Source organism: Hyphobacterium lacteum, assembly GCF_036330345.1.
Lineage (GTDB): Bacteria > Pseudomonadota > Alphaproteobacteria > Caulobacterales > Maricaulaceae > Hyphobacterium > Hyphobacterium lacteum.
In genome coordinates this window covers 433,449-445,939 of the sequence record NZ_JAZDRP010000002.1, presented here as the reverse complement: position 1 = coordinate 445,939, position 12,491 = coordinate 433,449, and the positions used below count along the sequence as shown (strand labels likewise).

Genomic DNA, 12,491 nt, shown 5'->3' with positions numbered 1-12,491 from the left:
TATACGGACAGTATTCAGCCTCTTGTCAAAAACCGTCGAACCGGCAAACCCTCTATACACAAATTTCGCATAAACCCGGTCAGTGACCGGAGCCACACAAGGACGACATTGATGACGCCTGACGATTCTATCATCGCCCGCTCGGAAGCCATCCTCAAATCATGGAAGACGCTTGATTGGCCGAGCGTGTTTTCTGCGATTGCCTACCCTGCCTTGGGCGTGACGACGCTTCTTGTTGCGGTCATCCTCGGCCTGGCGCTGGAAAGCGTGCAACTTCACTGGTGGTATGCACCGCTGGCGATTGCCACAACCGCCTTTGCGATCTTCATCTGCAATATGGGTATCGGTCCTCTGCACCGGATTTGGCAGCACCGTGCCGGTTACCTGTCAGCACCAGCGCAAGTCATGGTGGTCATCAATTGTGTCATCGCGATGCAGGGCCGGGTGAAGGACTGGGTGAATTATCACACCCAGCACCATCACTGGTCCGACCGCGCAGGTGATCCGCATAATCCCCATGAAAGCAAGTTGTGGGCGTGGGTTGGCTGGTTGCTTTGGCGCGATGAAGCTGATTTGGAGCGTCCGATGGCGCGGTGGCTGGAACGCTACAAGGCTGTGGTCTTTCACGACAAACACTTCATCTGGCTTTATCTGCTGGCTCATCTGGTGCTGCCACTGATTGCCTATGCAGTGACCTGGGCGCTGGGTGGTCCGATCGTGCTGATCGCCATCTTGCATGCGGCCCTCGTGATCGGACGCGGGATCCAGTTCCATGCAACGACGCTCGGGGTGAATGTCTTCGGTCACCTGAAAACGCCTCGCTGGTTTGACTATGTGCTGGCCTTCCTGACCGGTGGCGAAGCGCTTCACGGCCACCATCATGATTTTCCGCGTAGCGCTCTGCATCTGCCCAAGCGTGGTATCTGGAACCGGATTGTGGACTATAACGGAACGGCCCTTCTGGTGCTGACCAAGCTCAAGCTGGCGCGTGACCTGAAGATCGCTCCGCAATTTCTGCCGGAGCCCGCGGCGGTCCGGGCCTAAGCGGCCGCCTCGTCACCTTTGGAACATGGCAGGGTGATGGCAAACATCGTTCCTTTGCCCTGCTGACTTTCCACCGAAACGGCGCCGCCCTGACGGTCCACGGCCTGGCGTACGATGGCCAGGCCGATGCCGGCACCGTCGAATTCACCCCGCGGGTGCAGCCGGCGGAAGGGTTCAAAAACCTGATCGGCAAACTTCGGATCGAATCCGATACCGTTATCCGTGACGGTCAGTTCGAACTGCGCCCTGTTCACCGAAAGGTGGATCAGGATTTCCGGATCACGGTCCGACCGGTACTTGATTGCATTGGAAATCAGGTTCTGGAGAATCTGACCCAACAGGAAACGATCCGCCTCGAGTGCATCATCCCCAGCCACTTTTATGACTGCGCCGGAATCCTTAATCCGGTCAGCGAGCCGATGGCGGACTTCGTCGACAATTTCGATCATCGATATGGGTTGGGGGCGCAGGGGCCGGACCTCGATCTGGGAATATTCCAGAAGACTGTCGATCATGTCCTGCATGCGATTTGCGGCATCGAGCAGGAAATCGAGACAGCTGATCCCGTCATCATCCAGCGCGGCGGAATGACGGCTGCGAAGCAGGTGCGCGAATGCACCGATTTTTCTCAAGGGTTCCTGCAGATCATGCGATGCCACCGTTGCGAAACGGTCGAGTTCCCGATTGGACCTTTCGAGGTTGCGAAAAGCCTTCCGTAATTGGCTCACATCACTGATCACCGCAATTCCGTGCGTCTCCCCGAAGGCGGGGTTCTTGATCAGCCGCCCATTGAAAAGCGCGTCGAAGACTTCGCCGTTCTTCTTGCGGAACCGGACAGACACATTTCGCGTTTCTCCCTTGCGCAGGAATTCGGGAAAAGCGTGCGTTTCGGCATAGATTTTCGACTCCGGTGTGAGGAATTCTGCCGAATTGCGGCCGATCACCTCGCCGCGTTCATAGCCCATGAATTGAAGCCAGAAATCGCTGACACTCATGATCGTGCCGTCACCGTCGGTCTGGTGGATCATTGCCGGAGCCTTGCGCACAATCGTCTCGAAATAGCCTTTTGAGGCCTCGAGTTGTTCGCGGAGGCGGACGTTCTCGGTCTCGTCTTTCAGGATGCCGACGGCCAGAAGCCCCTTGCCGTCCGGTGTATGCCGGGTCACACGCCCGAAAGAATGAATCCAGCGCCAGGCGCCCTTGTCGTCGCGAAGGCGGTAAATGACATCGACTGACGATGTCCTTCCGTCGGCCATGGCCTGCATTCCGCGAATGATTTCATCCAGATCCTCCGGATGAGCGAAGCTCGACCAGTGTTCGCCTGTTACCTCTCCCCTGGCATCGGTTTCCATCTGGATGTGGCGCATCAATGGTCCATCGATGACAGCAATATTCCTCGCGAAGTCAAAACGCCATGTCGCGAGATCGGCCGCTTCCATGGCCGCCGTCAAAAACGCGCCGACCTCATCAAAGCGGCGTTCCAGCGCACGCTGTTCGGTCATGTCCGTGAAAAGCCCGGTCGCCACCTGCGGTTCGCCGCCTTCTTGTCGACGGGTGACGCGCCCGCGATCCAACAGGACGATTTCACGTCCATTTGCGGCGACAAATGTCAGTTCGGTGCTTCCGATACCCCAGGCTTTGAGATCCGCCAGGCAGGCCTCGCAACGGGGCACGCTTTCCGGAGTTAGCCGAGCCCTCCATTCGCTCATCGGCATCTGGTGGGTGCGGCTTCTGATCCCGAACATTTCCGGTACCGACGGTCCCGCGACCTCAAGCGTCATAGATGCAAAATCGAGCCGCCAGGCGGTTTCTCCGCTGGAATCGAGCGCATCGACGAACATTTGCTGTGCGTCTGCCGAATACGGCTCTGGCGGGGATGGCTTTGATGTCATGAAACACCGTATCGAATCGTCTGGCATGATAGGCGGAGCCGCATGCCAAGTAACCCCATGGTGCAAAGTGCAAGGCGTCTGTGTCCGGCACTGGTCAAATCAGCGATGATTATTATCCTCTCCCGGACAGCCGGAAGGAAGTTTGCGTGCCCAGTTCTGACAATTCGAGCCCCATCCTGTCGGTCAAGGACCTCGCGGTGACCTTCACCACGCCGGATGGCGAGGTAGAGGCCGTGCGGGGTATCAACCTGTCGATCAATCCGGGTGAATGCCTTGCCGTGGTCGGTGAGTCAGGGTCGGGCAAGAGCCAGACATTCCTTGCGGCGATGGGTCTCCTGGCTTCGAATGGCCGTGCAACGGGTTCGATCAAATATCGCGGTCAGGAGATTCTCAATCTCTCTGCCGGGAAGCTGAATCGGATCCGCGGCAAGTCGATGACGATGATCTTCCAGGACCCGCTGACGTCTCTGACACCGCATATGCGTGTTGGCGACCAGATGCGCGAAGTCCTGAAAAAACATATGAAGCTGACCGGTGCGGCAGCTGACAAGCGGGCCCTGGACTGGCTGGAAAGGGTGCGTATCCCCGAGGCCGGGCGGCGCTTGAAGCAATACCCGCATGAATTATCAGGCGGCATGCGCCAGCGCGTCATGATCGCCATGTCCATGTTGTGCGAGCCGGATCTCCTGATCGCTGACGAGCCGACGACGGCTCTGGATGTGACGGTTCAGGCGCAGGTCCTCGACATCATGGACGATCTGAAGCGCGAAACCGGCGCAGCCATTGCGCTGATCACCCACGATATGGGTGTCGTGGCGCGTATGGCGGATCGCGTCGAAGTGATGCGGCATGGCGAGTATGTCGAGAGCGGCACCGTTGATAAGATTTTCCACGAGCCGAGCCATGACTATTCACGGATGCTCCTGGACGCCATGCCGCGCATCGACCAGCCGGACAAGGCGGGGCATGCGGCATTGCCGGCTTATGTCGACCGGCCGGGAGAAGATCCACTGCTTGAAGTGGATGATGTGAAGGTCCACTTCCCGATCACTGTCGGTGGAGGAATTTTTCCGAAACGAAAGCCTCTGAAGGCTGTTGACGGCGTTTCTTTCAACCTCCGCAAGGGTGAGACGCTTGGTGTGGTGGGCGAGTCCGGCTGCGGCAAGTCGACCCTTGCTCGCGCTGTCTTGCAACTTGTTCCGGCAACACAGGGCAGTGTGGCCTGGCTGGGCCGTGATCTGACCCGTTCGAGCCAGCGCATGCTGCGCAAGTCACGCCGCGACCTCCAGATCGTCTTCCAGGACCCGCTGGCGTCGCTCGATCCGCGGATGACAGTCGGCGCATCGATCGCTGAACCATTGCTGACCTATGAAAACCGTCTCAACCGCTCGCAGCGGCAGGACCGGGTTCGGGAGATGATGGTCAAGGTCGGGCTCGATCCGAACATGATCAACCGGTATCCGCATGAATTGTCGGGTGGTCAGAACCAGCGTGTCGGTATTGCCCGGGCCATGATCCTGGGCCCGAAACTGGTCATTTGCGATGAGGCGGTCTCGGCTCTGGATGTTTCGATCCAGGCCCAGATTATCGATTTGCTGATCAATCTCCAGAAGGAGATGGATCTGTCGATGATCTTCATTTCGCACGACCTTTCGGTGGTTCGCGAAGTTTCGCACCGGGTCATGGTGCTTTATCTGGGCCGTGTCGTCGAACTGGCTGACCGCCAGCAGATCTATGATGATGCGCGTCACCCCTATACCCAGGCGCTCATCTCGGCGGTCCCGATTCCGGATCCGGCGGTAGAGAAAACGCGGGAGCGGTTGAAGCTGGAAGGTGACTTACCCTCGCCAATGGACCCGCGAGCCCAATTGCGCTTCCTGAAGTCCAGATTGGTGGACGATGAAGGCGCCGAGCAATACCGGCCGCAGCTGATCGAGGTGGAGCCCGGTCATCTGGTGGCCGAACACGATCCTATCGAGGCTGTACTCGAAGCCGATCCGGCCTAGCTTGGTTCCTGACCTATATTTCATTTCGTTTGACAGAGCGGTGCCGATAGGTTGCCGCCCATCCATTCCGTATGGGGTATCGACATGTTCCGCAGCCTGCCATCCATTCTGATGTCCACGCCGCAAAAGCTGGCCTTTGCCGCGCTTCTGGTCCTGACGCCGGCGGCCTGTGTCGAGGCCCCGCAAGGCGGCAGCACGGTCGAAGTATCGACTGGTGGATTTGCTCATGATAACAGCGATATCGCGCCTGATCCCGCGGTCCGTTATGGCGAGTTGGAAAACGGCCTTCGCTACGCGATCATGCGGAACCAAACACCGCCGAATACCGCGTCTATCCGGATGGCCCTGGATGTCGGATCCATGGTCGAGGCCGAGGATCAGCGGGGGCTGGCCCACTTCATCGAGCATATGGCCTTTAACGGATCCGAGAATGTGCCGGAGGGCGAGATGGTCGCGCTTCTGGAACGGTTCGGCCTGGAGTTCGGACCGGATACGAATGCCGGAACCAGCCGCGAATATGTTGTCTATCAGCTCGACATGCCGGAGACCGATGCGGAGACGATGGATACCGGCCTGTTCCTGATGCGTGAAACCGCATCAAACCTGACGCTGGATATCGAGGCGATCGACCGGGAACGGGATATCATCCTGTCCGAGGAGCGGGTCAGGAACACGCCGATCCGCCGCTGGAGCAATGCTCTGGCAGAGTTCCGCTATCCGGGTTCGCTGATCGCGGAGCGCGATGCGATCGGTTTGCCGGATGTCATTTCCTCAGCGCCGCGCGAGGCTTTCGCCCGCTATTACGACATGTACTATACGCCCGAGCGCGCCTTCATCTCGATCGTCGGTGATGTGGATGTGGACGCGATGGAAGCAAGTCTGATCGAGCGATTTTCGGACTGGCAGCCGACGGATGCAGAGGCCCCGGAAATTGTCGCGGGCGAGATTGACCCTGACCGTGGCTTTGACACCGGCTATTTCCACGATCCCGAGTTCTACACCGTGCTGACCATTGAATCGGTTCATCCTGATGAAATCGAGCCGGATACCGCAGACGCGCGGTTCGCATCGCTGCTGGATTCGCTGGGCGCCGCCATTCTGACCCGCCGGTTCTCGACGATCATCAATTCTGGCACCTCCCCTCTTATTCAGGGTGGCGCCAGCTATACGACGGAAGATTACGGTTTTGCTGCGCGCGCGACCGTATTGGCGGTTGCCCAACCCGATGCATGGGAAGAAGGCCTGGCGCTTGCCGAGCAGGAATTGCGGCGGGCGCTCGAGCATGGTTTCACGCAGGCGGAGCTTGACGAGCAACTGGCCAATGTCCGCACCAGTCTGGAGACGTCTGTAGAGCAAGCCGATACGCGTAGCTCTTCCGGTCTTGCGGATGCCCTGTGGTCAGCCTGGCGATATGGGTCGGTCTTCAGTCATCCTTCGTCGGCACTTGAGCGCTACAATTCGCTAGAGGACCGGGTGACGCTGGAGGCTGTGAATGCGGCGTTCCGCGCGCAATGGGATGGTAATGGACCGCTGGTCTTCCTGGCGACATCGCTGGACCTGGAGAATGCCGAAGAGCGGGTGGCGGAGGTCTGGGAGAACAGCGCCGCGACGCCGGTCGAAGCCATGGAAGAGAGCGAGCTTGTTGCCTGGGCCTATGAGGATTTTGGCCCGTCGGGTGAAATCGCCCGGCGCAGTGACATCGAAGACCTCGGTCTGACACGGATTGTTTTCGAAAACGGTGTCCGTGTGACGCTGAAACAGACGGATTTCGAAAATGATGTGATCCGCGTGAATGTGAGCTTTGGCCGGGGTGATCTGGAGCCGCGAAATGTTCCGGTTGTCGATACGGTTGCGGGAAATGTTTTCGCCTCTGGTGGTCTGGAAGCGCATTCGGTTGATGAATTGCAGCGCATTCTGGCTGGCCGGAATGTGAGCGGCAGTTTCAGCGTCAATACCGGCTCATTTTCCTTTTCATCATCGACGACACCGGCCGATTTCAGCTTGCAGATGCAACTGATCGCCGCCTACATGACGTCGCCCGGCTACCGTGAAGAAAGTCTCGCGCAATTCCGCGCTCAGATGCCGGAATATCTCCGCAATCTGGGATCGACGCCGGCTGGTGTCCGCGCCCGTGATGTCGCGCGCATGCTGCGATCCGGAGATGACCGCTATGGCGTGCCCTCCATGGAGGAAGCCTTTGCGGTCGACCTTGACGATGTCCGTGACTTCCTGTCGCCGGCTCTGGAGCGCGCGCCGATTGAGGTCACCATTGTGGGGGATTTCAACGAGAGTGACGTACTGACGGCTCTCGCGGCAACGCTCGGCGCTCTTCCCGAACGCGCGGACGACTGGCCGGAATATGAAGAGAACCGCAATGTCGTGTTCCCGGCGCCGACTGAAACGCCCATCACCCTTACCCACAATGGCGGTGCCGACCAGGCGTTGGTCAATGTGTACTGGCCCACGACCGATGACACCGATATCCGCCGGACGAGGACGCTGCGCCTTCTCCGGGCCGTGCTCGATCTGAAGCTGACTGAACGTCTGCGGGAAGGGGAGGCTTTCACCTATTCGGCGGCGTCCTCGAATGTCGAGAGCTTCTACCATCCGGGCTATGGATATCTTTATGTCGGTGCCGATATCCGGGTCGAGAATGTCGAGCCTGTGTATGAGGCCATCGACCTGATCGCCGCCGACATGGCGAATGGCGAGATCACCGATGATGAATTGCTCCGGGCACGGCGGCCGCTTCAGGAGCAGATCCAGAATGCGTTTGAAAGCAACGGGGTCTGGATGGCCTGGCTGACAAACTCCTGGGAACACCCCGAACGCCTCGACCGGATTCGCACCATTACCGGTGACTATTCGGACATTTCGCTGGAGGAAATCATCGCGGCTGCACAGGAATATCTGTCGCCAGAAACGGCGTACCGGGTCAGCATTGTGCCGAATGAAGACCGCTAAACCTATTTAGATCAGCTGTCCTCGACCCAAAGTTTTTGCTCGCCGCTTCCCGGTTGCTGGGCTAGCGTCAGGGACAGCATAGCTGACAGGGTGAGTTTCATGTTCCGCGTTCTGGTGGCGGCCTTGGCCGCTTTTGCGAGCCTGCCGTTTGCCGCTGCGGCAACCGACCGGATCATCGTTGCTTCGGTCGAGGTCGAGGCCAGTCCCGGGACGATCTGGGACATGTGGACGACGGAGGACGGTCTGTCCTTTTTTGCGCCCGCTTCGAATATCGATCTGCGGCCCGGCGGGGCCTACGAGGTCTATTTCCTGCCGGATGCGCCCGAAGGGCAGCGCGGATCCGAGGGTACGACAATCCTCGGTTTCCAGGAAAACCGGATGTTGACCATCACCTGGGCCTTGCCGCCCTATATGCCGGACGTCCGTCCCTATCTGACGCCGCTGACGATTGAAATCATACCTGTCAGTGACACCACCACATCGGTGACCATCACCCATACCGGATGGGGCGAGGGCGGGGAATGGGACGACGCCTATGCCTATTTCCAACGCAATTGGCCGCTGGTGCTCTCCGCCATGTCGGATGCATTGACGCCGGCAGCCGAATAGGCTGCCATCGCGGCGAAAAATCGAGGAGATCAAGATGCGCGCGCTTGTCCTGACCGGAATCCTGACATTGTCGGCCTGCAGCAGTGCACCCGCAACCCGCCCGATGCCTGAAGACCCGGACGACGCCCTGTCGGTGGTCGCGGCTGCCCGTCAGTGTCATGTCGAGGATTTCGCCGATGAGCCGATGCTGGATGTCGGCCAGCCGGAGTTTGGCGGCAATCCGACGCAGGCCCAGCGCAATGAGGTCTATGGCGCCCTGTTCATAGAGCGGATGAGCCTGCAGCCCTGTGTCTATGAGCTACCTTCCGGTCTCAATTTCCGGATTTTGCGGGCCGCCGGCGAAGAGGGATTGACGCCCGAAGGCGGTGAGCTGGTCCGCGTCCATTATGATGGACAGGACATTCACGGGCAGACGTTTGATTCTTCCTATGAGCGTGGTGCACCGGCAGAGTTTCCGTCTGGCCGGCTGATCGCGGGCTGGGTCGAGGCGCTGGGACTGATGCGCACCGGCGAGGAATGGGAACTCTTCATCCCGCCGGATCTTGCGTATGGAGAACGCGGCACGCCGGGCGGCCCGATTGGCCCTAGCGAGACGCTTTATTTCCGAATGGAACTGATCTGCCTGCCGTCGCGGGAAGAGGGCGGCTGCGCGGACTAGCGCGTCAGCCGCAGATTGCTGAGATCACCGGCGATCACCTCGAAAGTCTGCTGCAGGGCCTCGTTCGACGGGCTGTCGAAATAAAGGCTGGGATGCGATGCGCAGGCCTCCATCAGCTCGCGTGTGCTTTGCGATCTGACCTGGAAGGTGATGGTATAGACGCGGATCCCCTGTTGCCGGGCATAGACGCAAGCGGCGGCTGTGCGTTCATCCAGCGCATCCGAAAGCCGGCTGCTGGACGAGGTCCGGACACCAAGCCGACCGTCCGCGATATATCCGTAGGCATTGTAGCGCGACATCAGTGCCGAGTTGTGACCGCTGAGGACATTGTCGCCATCGGTCAGGATCACCATGGCCTTGACCGTATCCCGGTCGTCATAGGCGGCGCCTTCCGTAAACGGCTCCTGTGGTGACAGAAGACGGATACCCCAGGAAATCCCGTTCGGGATGTTTGTATTGCCGCTGGCACCCATGGCGGAAATGGCATCCTGGACGGTACGGCGGTCATTGGTCATTGGTGTGACCGGCGTCGTCGTGCAGCCAGAATTGGGCCCGCCGCGCGAGACACGGCCGCCATCGTAACGGTCAAGACTGCTCATGATCTGCAGCAGGCCGTTCAAGCCGCGGCCATCGCTCAAATAGCTGTTCCGGAAATTCCCGTTATCCGGCTCATCCGGCGCGAAGAAGGGCACGAAGAGGGTTTCCGGACGCGAGCGCGACGGTTCCACATCCTCGATATCATAAGGCAGAGCGCGGGCTTCCACGCAGCCGTCCCAGGATTCATTGGCCAGCATGTCATAGAGGTCCCAGTGCGACTGGGCCGCGCTCTCATTGTTGCATTCCGGGCTGTTCGGGTCGCGCTGGCCGCGGCCATTGCCCGGGCCTTGTCCCAGGCCGGGATTGGGATCGTCACAGCCATCGGCATCATTGCCGTGTCCCATATTATTGTCGCCCGCCCACTCCATATGGATCGGGTTTTCGCCATAAGGATCCAGCCACCATTCGCGTTCATACTGGCGGCCGACATTCACGGTGGCGGCGAACGGCACGAGGCCGACCATCACATCATCGGGATCGCGTGCGCCATCATAGAGAATATCGGTCAGCATCTCTGCGGCGCTCCGCAAGGACTGGATCCGTGAGCCGCCCATGGAGCCTGTATTGTCGAGCACCATGACCAGTTCGAGATTCTGGTGAGCCCGCTGGACCTCGCTGGTCCAGTCCACTTCGATATAATCCATACCCACCAGGCCCAGGAGCGTTGTGTTGACGCGCGACTGGCCGGATACGATGACGGTGCCGCTGGCCGCATCCATATTTACGGTGACCGCTTGGACCGTGCCGATTTCATGAGCAGGGTAATTGGCTTCGATATATTCGAGGGCGACGCGTTCGGCGTCCTGGGTGGACAGGCTGGTCTGGGAACCAACGGCCAATGCAGCAGCATCGAAGGCCTCCGCCAGGCGGCCGCGCGCATTCATGGCCTGGGCGAAATCGATCGCTCCGCCACCCATGACGGCAATCGGCATCAGGGCCAGCGAGAAGATTGTCGCGACATTTCCGCCTTTGGCCCGGAGAAAACGGCCCAGATTTGAGAGAACTGCACGCATGTGATCCACCCCAATCAATTCTTGCGCGGACCATGACGCAAACCTCTTAAATTCGGGTGGAAAGACACGGTTTCCCGAACCTTAAGATTTCGCGATGTCAGCGCGAAATGCGGAGATTGGACAGATCGCCCGCAATCAGCTCGAAGGCTTGCTGCAGGGATTCCGGTGTCGGGCTGTTGAAGTAGAGGCTGGGGTGCGAGGCACAGCCCTCCATCAGGGCTTCAGTGTCGGCATCGACCGTGCCAAAGGTGATCGTATAGATCCGGATGCCCTGGGACCGTGCATATTCGCAGGCCAGCTCCGTGCGGTCGTTCATCGCGCGGTTTGCCTGCACCCGGCTGGCAGACGTTATGCCCATCCGTCCCGTCGTGAGATAGCCATAGGATGTATATTCACTGTGCAGGGGCGCGCCGGCGGTCGGGATTACGTTTTCGCCATCGGTCAGGATAATCATCGCCTTGATCGTGTTCGGCTCGTCATAAGGCGTGCCCTCCGTGAAGGGTTCCTGAGGCGAAATCACGCGGATACCCCAGCTGACGCCCATCGGAATATTCGTGGTGCCTCTGGCATTCATGGCGCTCAAGGCGGCGTCAATTTCCGAGCGGCTGCTCGTCAGCGGTGTGATCGGCGTGGTGGTACAACCATCATTCGGGCCGCCCCGATTGGGGCGTTGGCCCCAGTATTTGTCCGAATTCATCAGAAGGGTGACCGGATTGCCGTTGCGCAGCCCGTCATCGAGATAGTTGTTGCCGAACCGTCCGACGTCCGGTTCGTCTGGCGCAAAAAATGGAAGGAAGAGCGTATCCGGATCGCCAAGGTTTGGCGGTGTGTCATCAATGTCCATCGGCATTTCGCGGGCTTCGACGCAGCCTTCCCATTCGACACCGCTCAAAGTGTCGAACAAATCCCATCGATTGGCGGCAGGCTCGAACCATTCCGAATGAAGCGGATGCTCTGCATCGGCATCCAGCCACCAGACGCGTTCAAACCCGGTGCCGACATTCACGCTGGCGGCGAAAGGGACGAGGCCAATGCGGAGGTCATCCGGATTGGTGACGCTGTCGTGTAACAAGTCATTGAGCGTCAAAGCCGCGTCCCTGAGGGCCCTGATTTTCGTGCCGCTCATGGATCCGGTATTGTCGAGTACCATGACCAGTTCCAGCGCGTTCTGGGCCCGTACGACTACACTGGTCCAGTCGACGTCGATATACTGCATGCCGATAATGCCCAGCAGAATGGTCTGAACCCGGGACGAACCGGTGATTGTGACCTGACCGGACTCCTCATCGACAGAGACGACGACATTCTGGACGTCGCCGATTTCCCCCTGGGGATAATTGGCCTCGATGAATTCCATCGCCAGCTGCGACGCTGATTCACCGGCAAGCGAATCGTCTGAACCGACAGCCAGTGCGGCTGCGTCGAGCGCCTCTGCCAGCCGCCCGCGGGCATTCATGGCCTGGGAAAAGTCCAGCGCTCCGCCGGCGAGCACGGCAATCGGAACCAGGGCAATGGCAAAGAAGGTCGCGACATTGCCGTCCCTGGCACGCAGGACGCGCGAAAGGAATTCCGAAAACCGAACCAACGGCCTAACCTCACATTCACCAAAGAGTGGCGGAAACTGACCGGGAAGTATTAAAATCCCATGGAAATTATGGGTTTCCCGCGAGTTAACGCCGGGCTAGTGATGGCAGAGTTTCAGGAGTCT

Annotated in this window: 8 protein-coding genes; 5 read left to right on the top strand and 3 right to left on the bottom strand. The window is 59.3% G+C overall.

Annotation, left to right across the window (positions count from 1 at the left end):
• Nucleotides 1-111: 111 nt before the first annotated feature.
• Nucleotides 112-1,044, top strand: a complete 933-nt coding sequence (locus V0U79_RS04690) for an acyl-CoA desaturase (RefSeq protein WP_330198313.1) — start codon at nucleotides 112-114, stop codon at nucleotides 1,042-1,044.
• Here V0U79_RS04690 and V0U79_RS04685 read toward each other — a convergent pair.
• Nucleotides 1,041-2,936 (bottom strand): PAS domain-containing sensor histidine kinase, encoded by a 1,896-nt coding sequence (locus V0U79_RS04685; protein WP_330198312.1) that lies wholly within the window; start codon nucleotides 2,934-2,936, stop codon nucleotides 1,041-1,043. The genes V0U79_RS04690 and V0U79_RS04685 overlap by 4 nt on opposite strands.
• Nucleotides 2,937-3,082: 146 nt before the next feature.
• On the opposite strand from V0U79_RS04685, the gene V0U79_RS04680 reads away from it, so the two are divergent.
• The 4 genes from V0U79_RS04680 (at nucleotide 3,083) to V0U79_RS04665 (ending at nucleotide 9,173) form a co-directional block, all read left to right on the top strand.
• A complete protein-coding gene (locus V0U79_RS04680; RefSeq protein ID WP_330198311.1) occupies nucleotides 3,083-4,942 on the top strand; it encodes an ABC transporter ATP-binding protein in 1,860 nt (619 codons plus the stop codon).
• An 84-nt stretch (nucleotides 4,943-5,026) separates the two neighbouring features.
• Nucleotides 5,027-7,906: a M16 family metallopeptidase gene (locus V0U79_RS04675; protein WP_330198310.1), complete on the top strand. Its 2,880-nt coding sequence runs from the start codon at nucleotides 5,027-5,029 to the stop codon at nucleotides 7,904-7,906.
• Nucleotides 7,907-8,005: 99 nt separating this feature from the next.
• Nucleotides 8,006-8,515, top strand: coding sequence for an SRPBCC family protein (locus tag V0U79_RS04670; protein WP_330198309.1), 510 nt, complete (start codon nucleotides 8,006-8,008; stop codon nucleotides 8,513-8,515).
• Nucleotides 8,516-8,549: 34 nt separating this feature from the next.
• Complete coding sequence (locus tag V0U79_RS04665) at nucleotides 8,550-9,173, top strand: FKBP-type peptidyl-prolyl cis-trans isomerase (RefSeq protein WP_330198308.1); 624 nt, start codon at nucleotides 8,550-8,552, stop codon at nucleotides 9,171-9,173.
• On the opposite strand, the gene V0U79_RS04660 is transcribed toward V0U79_RS04665, so the two are convergent.
• Both V0U79_RS04660 and V0U79_RS04655 read right to left on the bottom strand, forming a co-directional pair.
• A complete protein-coding gene (locus tag V0U79_RS04660; RefSeq protein WP_330198307.1) occupies nucleotides 9,170-10,783 on the bottom strand; it encodes a pilus assembly protein TadG-related protein in 1,614 nt (537 codons plus the stop codon). The genes V0U79_RS04665 and V0U79_RS04660 overlap by 4 nt on opposite strands.
• Nucleotides 10,784-10,880: 97 nt before the next feature.
• Nucleotides 10,881-12,368 (bottom strand): TadE/TadG family type IV pilus assembly protein, encoded by a 1,488-nt coding sequence (locus V0U79_RS04655; RefSeq protein ID WP_330198306.1) that lies wholly within the window; start codon nucleotides 12,366-12,368, stop codon nucleotides 10,881-10,883.
• Nucleotides 12,369-12,491 lie beyond the last annotated feature (123 nt).

Bases quoted from the DNA above. Each gene is read 5' to 3' on its own strand.
- V0U79_RS04675 (WP_330198310.1), top strand. From the start codon at position 5,027: ATGTTCCGCAGCCTGCCATCCATTCTGATGTCCACGCCGCAAAAGCTG.
- V0U79_RS04690 (WP_330198313.1), top strand. From the start codon at position 112: ATGACGCCTGACGATTCTATCATCGCCCGCTCGGAAGCCATCCTCAAA.
- V0U79_RS04670 (WP_330198309.1), top strand. From the start codon at position 8,006: ATGTTCCGCGTTCTGGTGGCGGCCTTGGCCGCTTTTGCGAGCCTGCCG.
- V0U79_RS04665 (WP_330198308.1), top strand. From the start codon at position 8,550: ATGCGCGCGCTTGTCCTGACCGGAATCCTGACATTGTCGGCCTGCAGC.
- V0U79_RS04685 (WP_330198312.1), bottom strand. From the start codon at position 2,936: ATGACATCAAAGCCATCCCCGCCAGAGCCGTATTCGGCAGACGCACAG.
- V0U79_RS04660 (WP_330198307.1), bottom strand. From the start codon at position 10,783: ATGCGTGCAGTTCTCTCAAATCTGGGCCGTTTTCTCCGGGCCAAAGGC.